Source organism: Noviherbaspirillum album (assembly GCF_035916955.1).
GTDB classification, from domain to species: Bacteria; Pseudomonadota; Gammaproteobacteria; order Burkholderiales; family Burkholderiaceae_D; genus Noviherbaspirillum; species Noviherbaspirillum album.
Genome location: NZ_JAWIIV010000018.1, coordinates 1 through 18377, shown reverse-complemented (window position 1 = coordinate 18377; position 18377 = coordinate 1). Strand labels below are relative to the sequence as shown.

Here is an 18377-nt window from a genome sequence, read left to right as displayed (position 1 = left end):
CTGCGGTGGGACGCATGGCAATCAGGCCATGGCTGCATGTTTATGCCATGGCCTATCTTTTCCGCATCAGATGAAGGCGTCATCGCCCTTGGCGCCAAGAACGATCTGGCCTTCGTCGGCGAGGCGGCGTACGATCTGCAGGATTTCCTTCTGCTGCGCCTCCACTTCGGACAGGCGAACCGGGCCTTTCGACTCCAGGTCTTCGCGCATCATTTCGGCGGCACGCTGCGACATGTTCTTGAAGACTTTTTCACGCAGGTCCTGCGTGGCGCCCTTGAGCGCGACGATCAGCGATTCGGACTGGACTTCGCGCAGCAGCACCTGGATGCCGCGGTCGTCGATATCGATGATGTTGTCGAACACGAACATCTCGTCCATGATCTTTTGCGCCATGTCGTTGTCGTAGTTCTTCAGGTTATCCATAACCGACTGCTCGATCTCGCCGGACAGGAAGTTGAGAATCTCCGCCGCCGCCCTGACGCCGCCGATCGGCTTCTTCTTCAGGTTTTCATTGCCGGCCATCAGCTTGGTCAGGACTTCGTTCAGTTCGCGCAGCGCCGCGGGCTGCACGCCGTCGAGCGTGGCTATGCGCAGCACCACGTCATTGCGCAGGCGCTCGGTGAAGAAGGTCAGCACTTCGCAGGCGTGGTAACGCTCGAGATGCACGAGAATGGTGGCGATGATCTGCGGATGCTCGTTGCGGATCAGGTCGGCCACCGATTGCGAATCCATCCACTTCAGGCTTTCGATGCCGCTTGCGTCGCGGGTGCCGAGAATGCGGTTGAGCAGGGACGAAGCCTTGTCCTCGCCCAGCGCCTTGGTCAGCACGGTGCGGATATATTCGTCGGAATCGACTCCGAACGACGTGTTCTGCTCGGTCTCCGCCCTGAAGTCCTGCAGCACCGCTTCCAGCTGCTCGCTGCCGATCGACTTCATGGTCGACATGGCCGCGCCCAGCTTCTGCACCTCGCGCGGGCCGAGATATTTCATCACTTCCGCCGCCTCTTCCTCGCCCAGCGCGAGCATGAGGATCGCACCCTTCATTACACCGTCTTCACTCATTTCCGCCTACCCATGCTTTAACGACATTCGCCACGATCTTCGGATCGGACTTGGCCAATTGTTTTGCTGCTTCCAGGTTGTCATGATAGGTGCGCTGCTTGGTTTCCTGCTCCAGAAGCTGCGTCTCGTCCTGTTCTCCCTGGTGCTGTCCGATCTGCACGATCGCGTCCTCGTCATCCTCGTCTTTCTTTTCCTCCTTCGGCGGCGCGAAGTGGGAAGTAGCCTTCTTCAGCATCGGACGAAGGAAGGCGAAGAACAGGTAAGCGATGATCAGTGCGCCGAGCAGGTATTTGCCGAGCATCATGCCCAGCGGGATGGCTTCGGGACGCTTCCAGAGCGGCACTTCGGGCTCGGCTTCCTTCTCTTCGCTGGCGAACGGGCTGTTTACCACATTGAGCGAATCGCCGCGGTCCTTGCTGTAGCCCATCGCTTCCTTGACCAGGTCGGTGATCTGCGTCTTTTCGGCTTCGGTCAGCGGCTTCATCGTGACCTTGCCGTCCTTGTCGACCTCCTTGCGGTAGTTGACCACGACGGCCACGGTCAGGCGCTTGAGGCCGCCCATGGGTTGCTGCACATAACGCACCGTCTTGTCGACTTCATAATTGACGGTCATGTCCTTTTGCGCATTCACCGGAGCTGCGGGCTGCCCGGCGGCATTCGGCGCGGCGCCGGGCGCGGTGGCGGCAGGCGCGTTGAGCGGCGCGGTCGCGGGCGCGGGCGGCTGGTTGGACAGGGCGCCCGGTACGCCGGACGCATTCAGCGGCGCCCCGGTCTGCGATTCGCTGCTCTGCTGGCTGCGGATGGCGGCCGCGGTCGGCGTGCCGTTCGGCTTATAGATTTCGGCGGCCTGCTCGCTGGTGGAAAAGTCGACATCGGCGGTCGCCTCGGCCCTGACATTGGAAGCGCCGAGAATGGGCGTCAGGATCGACTCGATACGCTTGACGATGCTTTGCTGAACTTCATGCACATACTTGAGCTGGGTGGCGTCGAGTCCGTTGACGCCGGGCTTCTTGCCGGAATCGGAAAGCAGGTTGCCGTTCTGGTCCACCACGGTGACATTCTTGGTCGGCAGTTCGGGAACGCTGCTGGCGACTAGATGAACGATGGCGCTGACCTGGGATTGGTCGAGCGCGCGGCCGGGGTGGAGGTTGAGCAGCACCGAGGCGGTCGGCTTCTGCTGGTCGCGTACGAACACCGATGCCTTCGGCAGGGCCAGGTGCACGCGTGCGCCTTGGACCGCTGCCAGCGCCTGGATCGAGCGCGCCAGTTCACCTTCGAGCGCGCGCTGGAAATTGACCTGCTCGAGAAACTGCGACACGCCCAGCTTTTGGTTCTCCATCAGTTCGAAGCCGACGTTGCCGCCTTTCGGCAAGCCCTGCGCAGCCAGCTTCAGGCGAATGTCATGCACCTGGCTCTCCGGCACCATGATCGCGGTTCCGCCATCGGAATACTTGTAGGGCACATTCAGCTGCTGCAGCGACGCGACGATGGCGCCGCCGTCGCGGTCCGAGAAGTTCGAGAAGAGAACCCGGTACTGCGGCTGCTGGCTCCACAGCCAGACACCTGTCATCACGGCGAGCACGGCCGCCACGCCGACCATCAGCAGCACATTTCGGCCCGCCGGCGACTGCGCGAAGCTGACGATGCCGCCAGGCGCGGCTGGAACAACGGCGGAGGTTTCTCCCGCTACTGCCATGATCGGCCTTTCTGGCCCTTGCCGTTCAGGTAAATGTTATTCATGTTGTGTTTTGCTATTTGGGGTTTTCGCCTTAGTGTGGAATTCTCGTCGGGTTGGCGAAATTCGATCGCAGGAATAGAGTGTGCTTTTCACTGCTAATTACCTGAAAAGACGGTGTTTTCGCGTGATACCTTAGCGCTGTGAAAATTGGCATTGCGAATGTCAACAGGACATTGCGGCATTGCTACCAGCACTGATTGGGCGTTGCTGCGCGAGGAAAGCATGAAAACTGGAATGATCGATACAAGCCGGATTGAAGCGATGATTTCGCAGCTCAAGGCGGCCGCCACGCGCCCGGAGCAGGGCGTCAAGGGAGTCGGAAGCGCCGTGCCCGACGGCGAGCCTGCGACCAGAGTGGATTTCGCGAGCGCGCTCAAGGCTTCCCTCGACCAGGTCAATGGCGCGCAACGCAGGGCGGAGGATCTCGGCAAGCGTTTCGTCCTTGGCGACGATAGCGTCAACCTGTCGGATGTGATGATCAATTCCCAGAAGGCCAGCATCGCCTTTCAGGCAACCGTGCAGGTGCGGAACAAGCTGGTGTCGGCCTATCACGACATCATGAACATGCAGGTATGACAGGGATGGAGACGCACATCTGCGCTGCATAGACCCTGGCCGTTCTCATTCAATGCCACACCCTATCTTCTGGTCTGGCAGGATTTCTCTCTTCAGGACGGCCGGCATCGATCCCGTTCTTTCTCCCGCTAGCTGCCAGTGTCGTGCGGGGAGCGGGATCGCTTTCAGCCCCAGCTTTAGCTTTAGCCCATCCCCGTAGCCCGTGCATTCCGCTCGCGTTCCAGCTTCGTGATGTAGCGCTGCACCGCAGCCTCGGTCGCGGAGGCCGGATTGACAAACATGCATCCCAGCTTGCGTATCGATTTCCCGGTGGTCAGCGAGATTTCATGCGAATTCCTGATCTGCAGGTCCACCGTCAGTGTGGTATTCCCCGGAAGGTCAATCCGGCAAGCCTTGTAGATCTTGCCGATGGTGTTATCCAGAAGCTTCTTTTCATCGATCAAGCCGATGCCGCCGCCGCTGATATCCTTGACCGTGACCACCGCAGTCGTGGCCGCCTGTCCTGAAGCCTGGTCTTCGGGGATGCGCACGGTGCAGCGCAAGGGATTCGCCACCGGCGTCGGCACCCGGTAATGCTCGCGCCGCTGTAGGCGGATGAGTATCGCCGGGACGGGAATGGACAAGGCCGGCATTTCCTCGAAAAGGCACTCGCTGACTTCGCTGGAAAAGAAAATGATGCGGATGCTGTCGAGCAGGGTTTCAAAGGAAACGTTGTCGCTTTCGATGATGCGCTGGTTGACAAGATTGCTGGGCGCGCGGTCGATCACCACGATGCCTTCGTCTTCATTGACTTCGAGTACCGAGGTGACGACGGCTTCCGCGCCGCCGTTGACCTGCATGCTGACCAGCTGACCGCGCTCCTGCATGGCGCGCAGCAGGCTCAGGATTTCGCGCCGTGAATGGATCTGGTACGGACTGACATCTTCCGTGCCGAACTTCGTATTGAGTGCCATGAGAATCTGCTAATAAGTGAAACTGAAACTAGGGGCGGGGAAGAGGCCGAGGCTTGGACCCTTTGTCTCCGGTATGGGTAATTGCGTCGATATGGTAAAGCCAGGCAAGCAATTCCGCCACAACTCTGTACAGTGCGGGCGGAATGTTGCGGTCGAGGTCGACCTGCATCAGCAGCGCAACCAGCTCTTTCGACTCGTGCACGAACACGCCGTGTTCCTTCGCGCGCCGGATGATTTCCTCGGCGATCAAGCCCCGTCCCTTGGCCACCACTTTCGGCGCCGCATCGCCCGCCTGGTAGGCGAGCGCAACCGCGTTCGGCGGCAGGCTAGGCTTGCTCATTGCGCTTCACCAGGAGCGAGTCGAGCGAGGCGCCGGAAGCTTCGATGCGCGCCGCAAGGCCATCTCCATGGCGGCGCAGCGATTCGGCCGCGGCATCGTCGGCCGCTTCGACCTGTACCTGTACGCTGTTACCCACCAGGCGGATGCTCGCCGACACCGCGCCCAGATGCGGCAGCTCGAAGCGCACCTTGCTGTTCCAGACCGGCTCCTGCACATCGGAGGGAGAGCGCTCGGGCGCATCTTCGCTGACTTCCCATTCCATCGGCTGGCCGGGCCACAATTCTCCCTGCCAGCGGACCTGCTGCGTTTCCAGCGCATTGAGCTGAAGGCTGATCATGCGTGCCGCCTCCGGATCGATGGCCGGTGCCATCGAGTCCGAGCGCGCGAGCACGTCTGCATCGGTTCCCCGTGGATTGGCGGAAGTGGGCAGCGCATCCCGCAGCATGCCGGCCAGTTTTTCGCCGCCGGCGTCGCGCGCCTGATCCGCGAGACGGGCAAGCTCGGATCCGCCCTGCGGCGTCTTGCCGCCGGCCGCTTGCTGTGCCTGCGGTTCGCGCGAGAGATCCTGCAGGCTGCGCGAGCCCTGCACCCATTCCTGCAGATGCGATTCATAGAACAGGCCGCTATGGTTCAAGCCATCCTGCAGGGCATCGGCAACCTGCTGCGTACTGGTGGGCGGCGTAGGGAGAAGAGGCTGCTGCGCTTCGAGCACCGCCGGCTTGCCCTGTTGCGATGCTGAGTGCAGCACCTGGCCGATCAGGCGCGCGGCGTCGCTGAGCGTCGCCGGCGCGCTGCCGCCCTGCTGGTTCAGGAGAAATGTCGGGCGTGGCTCTTTCGCAATGAATACCATGGACAGCACGTCGCCCGCCCTGGTGCCCTGCGGTAGCGCCATGCGCGCCGTGGTATCGGCGACCTTGACGAGGAAGTTGCCGTCGTCGAGCATGGAATCGACCATCACCTGCAATTCCTTGCCGATGGCAATCTGGGTCAGCCGGCGAAAAACGTCCTGCCGGGCATCCCCGACAGGTGTACCCGGCGTGACAGGCGTGGCGGGCGCGGCGGGTGTATTCGAATCGACCGTGGTGCGCGGCCTGGGCAAATTGAGGTCGGCCCGCGGCAGCATGGTCATCAGCCGTTTTGCTTGGTGCCGTAAACCTTGGGAAGCAGGCGCTCAGCCGAGCCGGCGTTTTTCATGATGGCGGACAGGCGCGCCATCCACGGTTCGGTGATGTCGCGGATCTGGCGATCGTCGTCGAGAATTTTCTTGATGATGCGGGACTTGGTTTCCCTGGCCAGCGGGGAGAGCGGCTGGCGCGGCTCTTCCGATTTCTTGAGCATTTCCACCTGGCTGGAGCAGCGGCTTTCGAGCGCCGCCAGCTTTTCCCAATCGCCGACGCGGGCAGCGGCCAGCATCTGGTCCGTGATATCGGCAACGGTTTCGTACAACGCGATGACTTCCTGGCTATCCATGATTGATCACGCCTTCATTAGTCTCGACGGTTGCGGTGCCAGCGGGTCCTGGGCTTGCGCCTGCTCCGCTGCCGGCTGGGCCGAAGGTGCGCCGCCGGGCGCCGGTGCGATGGCGTCCCAGGCTCCCTTGAGGCCCTTGAGCAACTGATATACTTCATCCAGCGTCTGCGGCTGGTTCTTGAGGTTGGCAACCAGCAGGCGGCTGCTCATGTATTCATACAGTGAATCGAGGTTGAGGGCGATCTCGCCGCCGACCTTTTTATCCAGGCTGGCGCGCAACCCGTTGTCGATGATGGAAATCGCATGCGAAATCGCCTTGCCCTTGGCCGCTATATCGCCCGACTGCATGTGATGCTGGGCCGAAGCGACCGCCACCATCGCACCCTCGAACAGCATGACGATGAGTTTGTGCGGGCTGGCCGCGGCAACGCCGGTTTCGACGCCAACCGTCGCATAGGCGTTTGCACCGCTTCGTGTTGATCCGAACATGTCTTTCCCCTCTACTGGCTCTACGGATTACAGCTTGGTCATGTCATGGACTGATCGACAATCTCGGTGCAGGGGTCAACACGTGCTTGCATCTGCCTTGCGGAGGACTTGCTGCTTTGACACGCTAGTTGACTGTGGCGTTGAGGCGGATGTGCTGCCTTCAGCGCTGCCGGACGGACCGGCCTGCTAACAGAACCATTAACCAGTTATTTCAGCTGACAAGCATAGCCATATATCGGCGCGGCCAAATTGAACTTTAGAGGGCAATTTATATGCTTACTCTGCAATGGTTCAAACCTTTTGCCGGATTAGCAATCCCTGGGACTGGTTCAGGGTGCGTGAAATCTGCAGGGCTTCCTCGGTCGGCATCTGGCGGATGACTTCCTTGGTGTTCCGGTCCAGGATCTTGACGACAGTGCGCTGGCTGTCTTCGTCGAGCGCGAACTCCAGGCTCTGGGACATGCCCTCGAGCGCCTTGTTGATGCTCTTGAGTGCCTGGGATACCTGGTTAATATCCGGGATTGCGTTGGGCTGCTCGACCGCGATGGCGGTCTGAACCGGCGCGGCGCCGCGCGCCGGCGGAGCCAGATCCGCGACGACGAGGTTTTCGCTGCGCGCCGACCCCGAAGGGTTGTTACTGATTGCACTGATATCCATGATGTCCTCCGCTAGAAATCTCGCCCGGTCTGCCGTATTGTTTCACGATGCAGCCGGGATTGGGCGGAATCCCGGTTGTCTGACCTGTTCATTAACGGTCGGCGCGCGAAGAAATTTAGGGTTCGACAACATTTTATTTTTGATCACGAACAAACCCGAGAACAGTTGGCCTTTTCCGAGTTTCAATGGGGAATTGAACCCTCAAGCTCGGCTGTATCCTTCCGATAGACTCAATAACATCCGTGGATACTTGCCATGTTTGATGAAAAATCGATACTGATCACCGGGGGCACCGGCTCCTTCGGGAAGAAATTTGTCAAAACGATACTGGAGCGCTACAAGCTGCAACAAGTGACCATTGTCTAGCGAGATGTACCAAAACTGTTCGGGATGCGGCAAGCAGCCTTCAGCTATTCTGTCGTGCGTAATTTTCTTAAACGTGCGCGATAACTGCTCCGTTACGCGTTTCAATTCAATTGAAACTCAAGTCCATCGACAACGACGGATAGCACACAGGAGAAATTGTAAGTCATGTCAGTGAATAATCGTCCTGTAATTGGTCTGATACCTGCGAGGGGAGGCTCGAAAGGCGTAAGGCGGAAGAATATGTACTTGGTAAATGGCGTGCCTTTAGTCGACTTTACAATCCACGCAGCCCTAGCTGCTAAAAGTATTGACCTCACGTATCTTTCATCAGATGACCCAGAAATATTGGCTTACGGTGAAAAAAGAGGAGTATTGCGCCTTGCTAGGCCCGAAGAATTTGCAAGTGATACCGCTTCGGCTACTTGTGTCGTTTCACACCTACTTGAGTCTTTGCCAAATAATCTGGCGAACCAAGACCCATATATCGTTTATCTGCAACCTACATCGCCGCTCCGAACTGGAACACATATCGACACAGCATTCATGCAGATGACCGCTCAAGACGCGCATTCGGTCATAAGCGTAGTCGAAATGACCAAGTCACCATTCAAATGTTTTTCGATAGACTCAAACGGGAAACTACGTTCCCTATTCGAAGAGAAGATGTCAAACATGCGTCGTCAGGATCTACCCAAGGCGTTTATTCCGAACGGCGCAATCTATATTTTTCGAGCTTCAGAATTTGTCAGTAGAGCGGGGTTCCCATCGAATGGAAGTGTCGCTTTCGCAATGACTCAGTTGGATAGTATTGACGTCGACTCAGAAAATGATTTTAGATACCTCGAATACATTATGAAGGATAAAAATGGCTAAGTTCGGTATTGCTGGCCGCTGGATTGGTGACGAATTTCCGCCTGTTGTAATAGCCGAAATTGGAATTAATCATGAAGGATCGATTGATAATGCTATTGCGATGGCGGACGCAGCGATCAATGCGGGCGCTGAGATTATTAAACATCAAACTCATATTGTCGACGATGAGATGTCTAGCGAAGCGGCCACGGTCGTTCCCGGAAACGCAACAGTATCAATTTATGAAATCATGCGTCGATGTGCCTTGTCTGAGGATCATGAGCGACTATTGATGAACCATGTCCAGCAACGCGGCGCGATATTTATTAGCACACCGTTTTCGCGCGCGGCGGTAGATCGCCTCGTCAAGTTCGATGTGCCGGCGTTCAAGATCGGTTCGGGTGAATGCAACAACTATCCACTCATCAAATATATTGCAAAATATAGCAAGCCAATTATTCTCAGCACAGGCATGAACTCGATCGACACGATTCGGCCAGCGGTTGAAATATTGCGCCGCGCGAGAGTTCCCTACGCACTACTTCACTGTACAAACGTTTATCCAACTCCGCCGGAACTGGTTCGCCTAGGTGCGATGTCCCAGCTCAAAGAGGCTTTTCCTGATGCCGTCATTGGATTGTCCGACCATACAACTTCAAATTATTGCTGTCTTGGTGCCGCCGCCTTGGGTGCATCCATATTAGAGAGACACTTCACAGATAGTATGGGTCGTCCAGGGCCAGACATTGTGTGCTCAATGGATGGGAAGGCACTGTCCGAGCTGATCGAAGGCTCCAAGATCATTTTTGCTGCACGTGGCGGTGAAAAGAAGCCTGTCAATGCTGAAGCGCCAACGATAGCGTTTGCGTTCGCATCCGTCGTTGCAACCGACGATATTCAACCCGGCGATGTACTTAGTGAAAAGAATATTTGGGTCAAGAGACCAGGGGGCGGTGCTTTTCCGGCTGAGGAATATGAATCGCTATTGGGAAAAATTGCCGTGGCGCCGATTCAGCAGGGAACGCAATTAAAAAAGAACGACGTAGATCCGAGGTAATAATGACAATAAAGCGCAGGATCGTCTTTGTAACTGGAACACGCGCAGATTTCGGGAAATTGAAATCGCTGATGAGTCTACTTCAGAGCGACAACAATTTCGACATACATATATTCGTAACCGGAATGCATATGTTGTCGAAATATGGTTATACCTGCGAGGAAGTGGAAAAGTCCGGCTTCCGTAATATCTACAAATATGTCAATCAGAACGCTAGCGATAGCATGGACCACGTCCTTGCTAAAACGGTTATCGGCTTATCTGATTATATGAAGGAAATTTCCCCAGATCTCTTAGTAGTACATGGAGATCGCGTTGAGACCTTGGCAGGCGCATCTGTCGGAGCACTGAATAATATATTGGTCGGACACATCGAAGGAGGTGAGGTCTCAGGCACAGTAGACGAGCTTATACGGCATGCGGTTACGAAATTATCAAATATCCATTTCGTAGCAAACGATATCGCTAAAACTCGACTAGCCCAGTTAGGGGAAAGCGAGGGATCAATCCATGTGATTGGTTCACCAGATATTGACATAATGAGCTCAAAAACACTGCCTTCGATTGGTGAAGTCAAAAAGCACTATGAACTCGGCTTCCAGAACTACAGCATTTTAATATTTCATCCAGTTACTTCGGAGCTTGATGATCTGCACTCACACATCGCGACTGTGGTCGACCAAGTAATTGAATCACAGAGAAACTACGTCGTTATTTATCCTAATAATGACCCGGGTACCGATGTGGTTCTGCGGGAATACACTCGCTTCAAAAATATGGAGCGTATAAAAATATTTCCGTCAATGCGTTTCGAGTATTTCTTAACTTTACTGAAACATGCTGATTTCATCATGGGTAATTCTAGTGCAGGCGTGCGTGAGGCCCCGCATTTCGGAGTGCCGACAATCAATCTTGGTTCACGTCAATTTAACCGAGTGAAATGTGACTCGATCATTGATTTACCAATTGAAGCTGCGGCAATAAGGACAGCATTTGAGAAAATCCGCCTGACGCCAAGGCGAGCACGTGAATTGTTTGGAACTGGATCCAGCGCTGCAAGTTTTCATAAGATTGTCAGTAGCAAGGATTTCTGGAAGTGTGATACTCAAAAACATTTCGTGGATCGAGTAATGTCATGAGAATCATTGCAAGACTTGATGTTAAGAACGAATTTGTTATCAAAGGTATCCACCTCGAAGGTTTACGTAAGGTTGGCGATCCAAATCATTTGGCTAAAGCCTATTATGATGCCGCAATTGACGAGATCATTTTCATAGACGCTGTAGCAAGTCTATACAATAGAAACAATTTGTTTTCCATAATTCGTGAAGCCTCCAAAGAGGTATTCGTACCAATTACCATTGGAGGCGGCATACGCACCATCGGCGATATAGATGAAGCATTGGATTCGGGCGCCGACAAAGTAGCAATAAATACAGAAGCTGTGCGCAATCCGAAATTTATCGAGGAGGCTGCCAAGCGCTACGGGAGTCAATGTATCGTTGCCTCGATACAGGCAAAACGTATAGCAACTGGTTGGGAAGCTTACGTAGAAACAGGGCGTGAGAAGACAGGACTCTCAGTGCTTGACTGGGCTGTTTGCCTGCAAAATCTCGGAGCGGGGGAAATACTGCTTACATCTGTGGACAAAGAAGGGACTAGGTCTGGCTTTGACATGCCGCTTATTGAAGCGGTCAACGATCTAGTTAAAATCCCAGTGGTTGCAAGCGGGGGATATGGTCATCCTAAGCATTGTAATGATTTATTGAAGCGTACTGAGCCGAGTGGATTATGTTTTGCATCCGTTCTTCATTACAAGACTACAAGCGTTGGGGAGTTACGTAAAACGATAGATCAGGCTAGATCAAAGTGCGAAATATGAAGAATATCGTAATACTGGATTACGGGCTCGGTAATGTGCGTAGCGTGACTAATGCGCTGAGTGCCGTCGGGGCGAATCCGCTAATATCAAATGAAGAAAGTGCCTTGCACGCAGACGGTTTGATTATTCCAGGAGTCGGAGCATTTCCTCATGCAATGGAGCGGCTAAAGGCTGCAGGCTTAGTCGATCTTATTCATCGATTTATTGAAAACGGAAAGCCAGTGCTCGGAATATGTCTTGGTATGCAGTTATTGTTTGAAAAAGGATCAGAATTTGTTAATACTGAAGGCCTCGGGATCATCGTCGGTTCAGTAGATCGTATTTCAATACCATACGATCGCGGCCGTCTACCGCATATTGCCTGGTCTAAGGTGGTACAAACTCAACCAGTCGGGGAGATACTCTTTTCTGGGTTGAACGAGGACGAGTTGCGCTTTTACTTCGTGCACAGTTATGCGGCTGCAGAGGTTCCCACTGAAAACATCATTGGTCTGACTACATACATGGGACAAAGAGTTGTCGCCGCGGTACGTAGGGGAAATGTATGGGGCACTCAATTTCATCCTGAAAAGAGCGGTCGTTCTGGACTGCAAATTTTAAAAAATTTCGTTTCCTGCTGCTAGAGGCAATTACATGAACCGCGACGACGAAAACAATGAACGCCTTCTTCAGGAGGGGTTAGCTTTTGACCAACAGATTGATGAACGGATAGCGCATGGGCACATTCCAGATCTTAGACGAACAAAACCATGCGACTACTTTTATAACAATTCCTGGCGTCGCCCCGGCTATGTTCAACTTGATTTTTATGAACAATTTACGCTAATTCGAGATGCTATCAGTGCTGGCATGAGTAGAAAGCCCCAGGAAATCCGGGTCTTAGAGGTCGGATGTGGGCCTGGCTATCTCAGCCTTGAGCTAGCGCGGGCCGGCTTCCAAGTGACGGGTCTAGATTTGTCTGAACGTTGTATCCAAATCGCTTCCAAGTTCGCTGACGAAGATCCTTGGATTTCAGAACGTGGCATCCTCAGATATATCGCTGGCGATTATTATACTTGTGATCGATTGGATATCGGCTCGTATGATGTAGTCGTATTCTTAGGCGCACTTCATCATTTTCAGGACCAGTCTAAAGTTCTTCAACGATCCAGAGACTTACTGAAAACTGGAGGCTTAATAGTTGCACATGAACCTGCGAGAGACCGTATTACACGCGGGAACGCAGCATTTGCACATTTGCTGAGTACGATACTTTCCCTTAATAATAACTTCTATACAGAACAAGCGCTTCTCGCCCGCCGTTCGGAACTACTGGACAAGGTGGAGAACGTTTTTAGCGCTTTGCGTTACGAAAATGACAGTGGGGAAAAAACTCAGTCAATCAATGATAATGATGCCGGGTATGCCGAAATGTATCCCGAGTTGCGTTCGACTTTTGAGCAGATCCGATTTGAGTGGCGGTATTCATTCTTTCACGAATTCATAGGTGGGCTACGCTTTGATGAGGAAAAGAATCTGCAAGTAGCTGAATTTTTGAAAGAAATGGACCGTATTTTAGTTGAAACTGAAGTGCTACAAGGTACTGAGTTTTTCTTTGTGGGACGTAAGGAGGTAAAACTATGAGCAATGCATATTTTGGCCTTCCTGAAAATGTACTATTTTGTAAGCGCTGTGTAATTTCAAATCAACGACCCAGTTCGACTGTCGAATTTAAACATTCCAGCAGCGATAAAAAGTCGACGATCGGATTTGATGAACACGGTATTTGTGACGCTTGCCGTTATCATGAAGTGAAGGCGCAACAAATTGATTGGGAAAAACGCGAAGAAGCTCTTATCGCATTGCTCAACAAGCATCGTCGTAACGACGGCGGTTACGATATCGTTGTACCTGGTAGTGGTGGAAAGGATAGTGCGTTTACAGCCCATGTTCTGAAGTATAAATATGGCATGAACCCTCTGACTGTAACTTGGGCACCGCACAAATATACTGAAATAGGCTGGAAAAACTTTGAAAATTGGATGCATGTAGGAGGATTGGATAACATCCTTTTCACACCCAACGGGAAATTACATCGCTATTTGACAAGACAAGCGTTTTTAAATTTATTACATCCATTCCAGCCATTTATTGTTGGACAGCGAATAGTTGGCCCACAGATGGGAGCGAGATTTGGTATCAAATTGGTGATGTACGGTGAGAATCAGGCCGAATATGGCAACAATACAGACGAGAACTTTACACCTAAGATGGATCGTAAGTTCTTCTCAGTAGGAAAAAGCGAACAGATGGTGTTGGGTGGTAAGTCGATTAAAAATATTCTTTCAGAAGGGCAGTTTACACTGAATGATTTTGCACCCTATATTCCACCTTCTGCAGAGCATCTCGAAAGCCAAGGTGTTGAAGTACATTATCTTGGCTATTACCTCAAATGGGACCCGCAAGAGTGCTACTACTATGCGGTTGAAAATACCGGATTTCAGGCAAATAGCGAGCGTACAGAAGGAACTTATTCTAAGTACAGTAGCATCGACGACAAGATCGATATGTTCCATTACTTCACTACGCTTATTAAGTTTGGAATCGGCCGTGCGACTTATGATGCCGCTCAGGAAATAAGAAATGGGAAAATTTCAAGAGCGGAGGGCGTACATCTGGTGCATAAGTATGATCAAGAATTTCCACAAAAGTATTTTAAGGAATTTCTAGAATATGTTGATATTACTGCAGAGGAATTTTTTTCAGTAATTGATAAATTTCGGTCTCCCCATCTGTGGGAACATAAAGATGGAAAATGGAAGCTGAAGCATCAGGTTTCGTAATTAGCACTATGAACGGGCGAAACTTTTAAGTGCAAAATTGAAAAATATAAAAGAGGTCTGAGAGATCGAGTAAAGAAGAGGGTTGGGATAGTGATTTGTGTTAATAATATTTTTATTTGACTGACAGTATAAAGAAATATAGTTAAACAGTTAATTAACATATCGGCTGCTTCTGAATCGTCAATTCACCTTGATATGAAAATTGGATGGATGAGGAACAGTGCGAATTATTTGGCAAATGTTTCTCAGCGCGCTTGATAGAGTAGGTTGATCCGTGATTTCGCCCAATTAAAATTGACGCAGAAATATGTCGAGGAACTTTGACGTTCTTAATCCTAAGCGAAAGAATGCTTATGCCGTATGCAAACAATAACAATGTGACTGAAGCAGATATTATTTTTCATAAAGCGTTCACAGCGCATCAAGCTGGCAATTTATCCTACGCAGAAAAAATGTATCGTAAGGCGTTGAAAAAAGCACCTTGGGATTCAGAGATTTTGTATTTGTTAGGTACGGCGTGTAGCCAACTCAAAAAGTGGAAAGATGCAGGTCAGTATCTAGAGCGAGCACTAAAAATCAAGCCTGATTATCCAGAGGCATTAAACAACCTTGGACAAACGCTTAGTGAAACAGGTATGTTTCGCGAATCCGTGGAATATTTTGAAAAAGCGCTTCTTCTATTTCCAGATTATGCTGATGTACATAGTAACATTGGTGGCGCGTTACGGAAGCTTGGGGAGATCGAACGTGCTGAAAAGCACCTAAGACGTGCGATTGAAATCGAGCCAAACTTGGCAAATGCCCATTATTTTCTTGGATTGGTTCTAAACGAACAAGACCGCTTTTCAGAGGCTGCCGCTTCTTTTTCACGTGGCTTAGAGTTGCGACCTGATAACGAAATGGCTTATTGCGATCTCGGTATCATATATAAAATTTGGGGACGCTATGAAGAGGCATGTGCCTGCTTTAGACGTGCTTTAGAAATTAATCCTGAATACTCAAGTGCGATTAACAACTTGGGGGCGGTATTCGAAGAAATGGGCCGTCTCGAAGATGCTCTTAGCATGTATGATCTGGCGCTCAAGGTTTGCCCAGAGAATATTACCGCTGAGTGGAATAAGGCTTTCTTGTTTCTTAGACAAGGCGTATTGGATAAAGGTTGGCGTGCGTACGAACAACGATTTGACGTCGGAATGGCAACTAAAAGGTTTTCCGACATTCCTGAATGGAATGGGGCCTCGCTTAGGGACGCAACAATTTTAGTGTATGCAGAACAAGGATTGGGTGACGAAATCTTGTTTGCATCGTGTTTTCCTGACGTGATTGAGCAATCAAAGCACTGCATTATTGAATGTGCGCCCCGGCTTGCCTCGTTATTTGCAAGATCTTTTCCAAAGGCGACGGTTAAGGGATCAGTCAGAGGAGACACCAATTGGTTAGCTGAGGTTCCCAATGTTGATCTGCAGGTAGCAGCTGGTAGCCTGCCACGTTTTATTCGCCCAACTCTTAAGAGTTTTCCTGAAACACCGAGTTATTTGGTGCCCGATCCTAAACGAACTTTGTATTGGCGTTCCAGACTTGCTGATATAGGGCCTGGGATGAAAATTGGGATTTGCTGGCGGAGCGGTCTTCTGAAAGGAGAGAGGCTTAAACAATATAGCCAGTTGACACAATGGGGAGAAATTTTCAGGACACCTGGAGTACACTTTGTTAATCTTCAATATGATGAGTGTACGGAGGAGCTTAAGCAGGCTGAAGAGATGTTCGGGATAAAAATATCAACTTTCCCGGAAATCGACCTGCGAAACGCCATTGATGATTCCGCTGCGCTAACTGCGGCTATGGATTTGGTTATTACAGCGGGAACTGCTGTAGCAGAAATGGCTGGCGCTATTGGAGTAGATGTATATCGGCTGGACTTCTATGGCCGAGCATTCGAGTCGTTAGGTACAGATGGTATGCCTTGGCACCCATCTATGACTCTTTTCGGTCAGACAAAGTTGGGCGTTTGGGACGAGACGCTTGCGCTAGTGGCACAAGCGCTCGGGAAAAAATTACGGAAAACCGGTGGGCTGTTGTCATCAGCAACGGAGGAGCTCGAATATAAGAAACTCAATAGTGGTATTGCTGGTGAATACGTTTGTCTGTCTAACAATGTAGAGGTTGCGGTAGACGGGTTTGTAGAGGATATGCCGACTTATGTTTTGAATGAATTGCACGGTTGGTTCGATCCTGAATACGATTTTGTCGTCAGAATTGCAGAAGTCGGCATGAAGAGTGTGGATATTGATGCCGGCATAGGAATCTATAGCGTACCCTTGGCTCAACGCAGCTCCGATGGGTGTCTATGGGCTAGGACAGCGACAGTCAAAGAAGCGAGCTTGATGAGAGAATCTGTGCTACGAAACCGGCTTGAAAATCGTGTTCATATCACTACTGCTATGAAAGACAGTTCTCTCGACCCGGAGATGGATCTCTATGAGCTTGAGGGCGTAGAATTTATGAGGGTTTCAGCTGACGCCACCACGCTTGATTTATTTGTGAACAGCCCTAGGTTTTTTTCAGTTAACTCGCCACTCCTGATGTTTGGTATCAAATCTGGTGTGGAGTTCGATAGTTCGGTCACCGATTGGCTGAGCGAACGTGGCTTTCGACTATACCAGCTCATACCGGGACTAGGTGTTCTAATTCCATTCCTGTCATCAAATGATCTCGATGCTTATGCTTTGAATCTGTTTGCTTGTAGATCAGAACGATCTGAGGTACTAGAACGACAGGGCTTGCTGGTTAATGAGATTAAATTAGATAACCACAATGTTGACCCTGATCCAAAATATTGGCAAGAGTACTTGAACGAAATGCCGTACGCATCTGGAAGAATTGAAGAATGGAGCAGTGGGGGTAATAAAGATAAACAATGGGAACTTTATTATGCTGCGCTGAATGCATATTCTTTTTCAAAAAATATCGTTCTTCCACCCCCGGCTCGAGTCGCCTATTTGCAAATTGCAGCGTCTTTACTGTCTACTTTGCTTAGGGAGAATGCGAATCTTCCCCGGCTATTGTCCTTTTGCCGTGTACTGTCTGAGTTGGGAAAACGGGAAGCTACAGTGCTTGTTTTGAACAAATTATGCGAACTACTTCATTCAGGAATGAGTAAGACATGCCATGAGCCCTTTCTGGCACTATCAGAGTCATTCTCACAAACTTTCCCTGGATGCAAATTTGAACAATGGACCATAGCAATGATCCTGGCTCAAAGAGAACATTTGCGTGCCTTCTCTACATTCTTTACGATGCAAGAGTCACTACCTGTATTTGAAGAAATAAAGGCGTTGGGATTTTTGGATAAGCGAAGTGAACGAAGTATGCAGCTAATAAAAAAGCGTTATTCCTTATAAGAATCTATAGGTGACTTTTGTTCTAGCCCGGTATCAGGGAATTGGCTAATTTTTAACCGGCTTAGCTGTAGATCTTTACACCGATTTACTAAAAATCTGAATCGACGGCCATACTAAGAGCGTATCCCAGTAGGCATAGGATGAGGGAAATATTGGCCTAGCCAACGGTCCAAGCCCATGATGATGCAGGAGGTGAACCATGGGCATGATCAAAGATGACGATGGCTGGCGCCTACCGGATAGATTGTGGGCGCAGATGGAACCACTTTTACCACCACGCAAGCCGCACCCGTTGGGCTGTCATAATGTATTAATGGAATTGACGCATTCTTCCAGTGTCGGCCTTGAAGTGCCATAGTGAGATTGTCAAGATCCACTAGCAGCGAGAAGGAGCGTCCATCATGAAAGTTAGTACATGCGGCATTGATTTGGCCAAAAATGTGTTTGCGGTGCACGGCGTGGATATCCATGGTCGTCCTTGTCTGCGTAAGTAGCTGCGCCGACAAGATATGGTGATGTGTAACGACCCACTGAAAACCTGCTCAGGTGATAATTACGAAAGGCAATCACATGAGCATGACAATGGACGAAGAATTCAAGCGGTGGACAGCCAAGCGCAAGGCGGCGCTGGTTTGACCTGTCTTGGGATTTTCGGACCACGGCAAATTTGAGAAGATAGCTCCCAAATGAAAGGGAGCAATGAAGAAAAGCC

General features: G+C 51.2%; 18 protein-coding genes and 1 pseudogene. 11 read left to right on the top strand and 8 right to left on the bottom strand.

The genetic code is table 11. From position 1 onward, the window contains the following. Positions 1 to 66 precede the first annotated feature (66 nt). Both fliG and fliF read right to left on the bottom strand, forming a co-directional pair. Positions 67 to 1062, bottom strand: a complete 996-nt coding sequence (gene fliG / locus RY831_RS19525; RefSeq protein WP_326508059.1) for a flagellar motor switch protein FliG — start codon at positions 1060 to 1062, stop codon at positions 67 to 69. After that, positions 1055 to 2758, bottom strand: a complete 1704-nt coding sequence (gene fliF / locus RY831_RS19520; protein WP_326508058.1) for a flagellar basal-body MS-ring/collar protein FliF — start codon at positions 2756 to 2758, stop codon at positions 1055 to 1057. Before fliF ends, fliG begins: the two co-directional genes overlap by 8 nt. Positions 2759 to 3022: 264 nt before the next feature. On the opposite strand from fliF, the gene fliE reads away from it, so the two are divergent. Further along, positions 3023 to 3376: a flagellar hook-basal body complex protein FliE gene (fliE, locus tag RY831_RS19515; RefSeq protein ID WP_326508057.1), complete on the top strand. Its 354-nt coding sequence runs from the start codon at positions 3023 to 3025 to the stop codon at positions 3374 to 3376. A gap of 182 nt (positions 3377 to 3558) precedes the next feature. On the opposite strand, the gene RY831_RS19510 is transcribed toward fliE, so the two are convergent. The 6 genes from RY831_RS19510 to RY831_RS19485 form a co-directional block, all read right to left on the bottom strand. Further along, positions 3559 to 4329 carry a flagellar brake protein gene (locus RY831_RS19510; RefSeq protein ID WP_326508056.1) on the bottom strand — a complete coding sequence of 257 codons (771 nt, stop codon included), beginning with the start codon at positions 4327 to 4329 and terminating at the stop codon, positions 3559 to 3561. A 28-nt stretch (positions 4330 to 4357) separates the two neighbouring features. Then, positions 4358 to 4669, bottom strand: coding sequence for an EscU/YscU/HrcU family type III secretion system export apparatus switch protein (locus tag RY831_RS19505; protein ID WP_326508055.1), 312 nt, complete (start codon positions 4667 to 4669; stop codon positions 4358 to 4360). Continuing rightward, positions 4656 to 5798, bottom strand: a complete 1143-nt coding sequence (gene fliK, locus RY831_RS19500; protein ID WP_326508054.1) for a flagellar hook-length control protein FliK — start codon at positions 5796 to 5798, stop codon at positions 4656 to 4658. The genes RY831_RS19505 and fliK overlap by 14 nt, the downstream gene beginning before the upstream one ends. After that, a complete protein-coding gene (locus RY831_RS19495) occupies positions 5798 to 6139 on the bottom strand; it encodes a flagellar protein FliT (RefSeq protein WP_326508053.1) in 342 nt (113 codons plus the stop codon). Before RY831_RS19495 ends, fliK begins: the two co-directional genes overlap by 1 nt. A 6-nt stretch (positions 6140 to 6145) precedes the next feature. Further along, a complete protein-coding gene (gene fliS, locus RY831_RS19490; protein ID WP_326508052.1) occupies positions 6146 to 6628 on the bottom strand; it encodes a flagellar export chaperone FliS in 483 nt (160 codons plus the stop codon). A gap of 291 nt (positions 6629 to 6919) precedes the next feature. Continuing rightward, positions 6920 to 7285: a flagellar protein FlaG gene (locus tag RY831_RS19485; protein WP_326508051.1), complete on the bottom strand. Its 366-nt coding sequence runs from the start codon at positions 7283 to 7285 to the stop codon at positions 6920 to 6922. 255 nt (positions 7286 to 7540) lie between these two features. Between RY831_RS19485 and RY831_RS19480 the strand changes: the two genes are divergently transcribed. The 10 genes and pseudogenes from RY831_RS19480 to RY831_RS19435 all read left to right on the top strand — a co-directional run. Beyond that, entirely contained in the window at positions 7541 to 7651 is a 111-nt protein-coding gene (locus RY831_RS19480) for a polysaccharide biosynthesis protein (protein ID WP_326508050.1), read from the top strand. Positions 7652 to 7816: 165 nt separating this feature from the next. After that, positions 7817 to 8524 carry an acylneuraminate cytidylyltransferase family protein gene (locus tag RY831_RS19475; protein WP_326508049.1) on the top strand — a complete coding sequence of 236 codons (708 nt, stop codon included), beginning with the start codon at positions 7817 to 7819 and terminating at the stop codon, positions 8522 to 8524. Then, positions 8517 to 9560 carry an N-acetylneuraminate synthase family protein gene (locus RY831_RS19470; protein WP_326508048.1) on the top strand — a complete coding sequence of 348 codons (1044 nt, stop codon included), beginning with the start codon at positions 8517 to 8519 and terminating at the stop codon, positions 9558 to 9560. The genes RY831_RS19475 and RY831_RS19470 overlap by 8 nt, the downstream gene beginning before the upstream one ends. 2 nt (positions 9561 to 9562) lie before the next feature. Beyond that, entirely contained in the window at positions 9563 to 10699 is a 1137-nt protein-coding gene (gene neuC, locus RY831_RS19465; protein ID WP_326508047.1) for a UDP-N-acetylglucosamine 2-epimerase, read from the top strand. Beyond that, positions 10696 to 11442, top strand: coding sequence for an imidazole glycerol phosphate synthase subunit HisF (hisF, locus tag RY831_RS19460; RefSeq protein WP_326508046.1), 747 nt, complete (start codon positions 10696 to 10698; stop codon positions 11440 to 11442). Before neuC ends, hisF begins: the two co-directional genes overlap by 4 nt. After that, positions 11439 to 12065: an imidazole glycerol phosphate synthase subunit HisH gene (gene hisH, locus RY831_RS19455; RefSeq protein ID WP_326508045.1), complete on the top strand. Its 627-nt coding sequence runs from the start codon at positions 11439 to 11441 to the stop codon at positions 12063 to 12065. The genes hisF and hisH overlap by 4 nt, the downstream gene beginning before the upstream one ends. 10 nt (positions 12066 to 12075) lie before the next feature. Beyond that, on the top strand, positions 12076 to 13065 hold the full coding sequence (locus RY831_RS19450) for a class I SAM-dependent methyltransferase (RefSeq protein ID WP_326508044.1): 990 nt from the start codon (positions 12076 to 12078) through the stop codon (positions 13063 to 13065). Then, positions 13062 to 14264 carry an N-acetyl sugar amidotransferase gene (locus tag RY831_RS19445; protein WP_326508043.1) on the top strand — a complete coding sequence of 401 codons (1203 nt, stop codon included), beginning with the start codon at positions 13062 to 13064 and terminating at the stop codon, positions 14262 to 14264. Before RY831_RS19450 ends, RY831_RS19445 begins: the two co-directional genes overlap by 4 nt. Before the next feature lie 353 nt (positions 14265 to 14617). Next, positions 14618 to 17665: a tetratricopeptide repeat protein gene (locus tag RY831_RS19440; protein ID WP_326508042.1), complete on the top strand. Its 3048-nt coding sequence runs from the start codon at positions 14618 to 14620 to the stop codon at positions 17663 to 17665. Between the two features lie 199 nt (positions 17666 to 17864). After that, positions 17865 to 17969 (top strand): annotated as a pseudogene (locus RY831_RS19435) (IS5/IS1182 family transposase); the annotation flags it as partial. Positions 17970 to 18377 lie beyond the last annotated feature (408 nt).

Bases quoted from the DNA above. Each gene is read 5' to 3' on its own strand.
- fliG (WP_326508059.1), bottom strand. From the start codon at position 1,062: ATGAGTGAAGACGGTGTAATGAAGGGTGCGATCCTCATGCTCGCGCTG.
- fliF (WP_326508058.1), bottom strand. From the start codon at position 2,758: ATGGCAGTAGCGGGAGAAACCTCCGCCGTTGTTCCAGCCGCGCCTGGC.
- fliE (WP_326508057.1), top strand. From the start codon at position 3,023: ATGAAAACTGGAATGATCGATACAAGCCGGATTGAAGCGATGATTTCG.
- RY831_RS19510 (WP_326508056.1), bottom strand. From the start codon at position 4,329: ATGGCACTCAATACGAAGTTCGGCACGGAAGATGTCAGTCCGTACCAG.
- RY831_RS19505 (WP_326508055.1), bottom strand. From the start codon at position 4,669: ATGAGCAAGCCTAGCCTGCCGCCGAACGCGGTTGCGCTCGCCTACCAG.
- fliK (WP_326508054.1), bottom strand. From the start codon at position 5,798: ATGACCATGCTGCCGCGGGCCGACCTCAATTTGCCCAGGCCGCGCACC.
- RY831_RS19495 (WP_326508053.1), bottom strand. From the start codon at position 6,139: ATGGATAGCCAGGAAGTCATCGCGTTGTACGAAACCGTTGCCGATATC.
- fliS (WP_326508052.1), bottom strand. From the start codon at position 6,628: ATGTTCGGATCAACACGAAGCGGTGCAAACGCCTATGCGACGGTTGGC.
- RY831_RS19485 (WP_326508051.1), bottom strand. From the start codon at position 7,285: ATGGATATCAGTGCAATCAGTAACAACCCTTCGGGGTCGGCGCGCAGC.
- RY831_RS19480 (WP_326508050.1), top strand. From the start codon at position 7,541: ATGTTTGATGAAAAATCGATACTGATCACCGGGGGCACCGGCTCCTTC.
- RY831_RS19475 (WP_326508049.1), top strand. From the start codon at position 7,817: ATGTCAGTGAATAATCGTCCTGTAATTGGTCTGATACCTGCGAGGGGA.
- RY831_RS19470 (WP_326508048.1), top strand. From the start codon at position 8,517: ATGGCTAAGTTCGGTATTGCTGGCCGCTGGATTGGTGACGAATTTCCG.
- neuC (WP_326508047.1), top strand. From the start codon at position 9,563: ATGACAATAAAGCGCAGGATCGTCTTTGTAACTGGAACACGCGCAGAT.
- hisF (WP_326508046.1), top strand. From the start codon at position 10,696: ATGAGAATCATTGCAAGACTTGATGTTAAGAACGAATTTGTTATCAAA.
- hisH (WP_326508045.1), top strand. From the start codon at position 11,439: ATGAAGAATATCGTAATACTGGATTACGGGCTCGGTAATGTGCGTAGC.
- RY831_RS19450 (WP_326508044.1), top strand. From the start codon at position 12,076: ATGAACCGCGACGACGAAAACAATGAACGCCTTCTTCAGGAGGGGTTA.
- RY831_RS19445 (WP_326508043.1), top strand. From the start codon at position 13,062: ATGAGCAATGCATATTTTGGCCTTCCTGAAAATGTACTATTTTGTAAG.
- RY831_RS19440 (WP_326508042.1), top strand. From the start codon at position 14,618: ATGCCGTATGCAAACAATAACAATGTGACTGAAGCAGATATTATTTTT.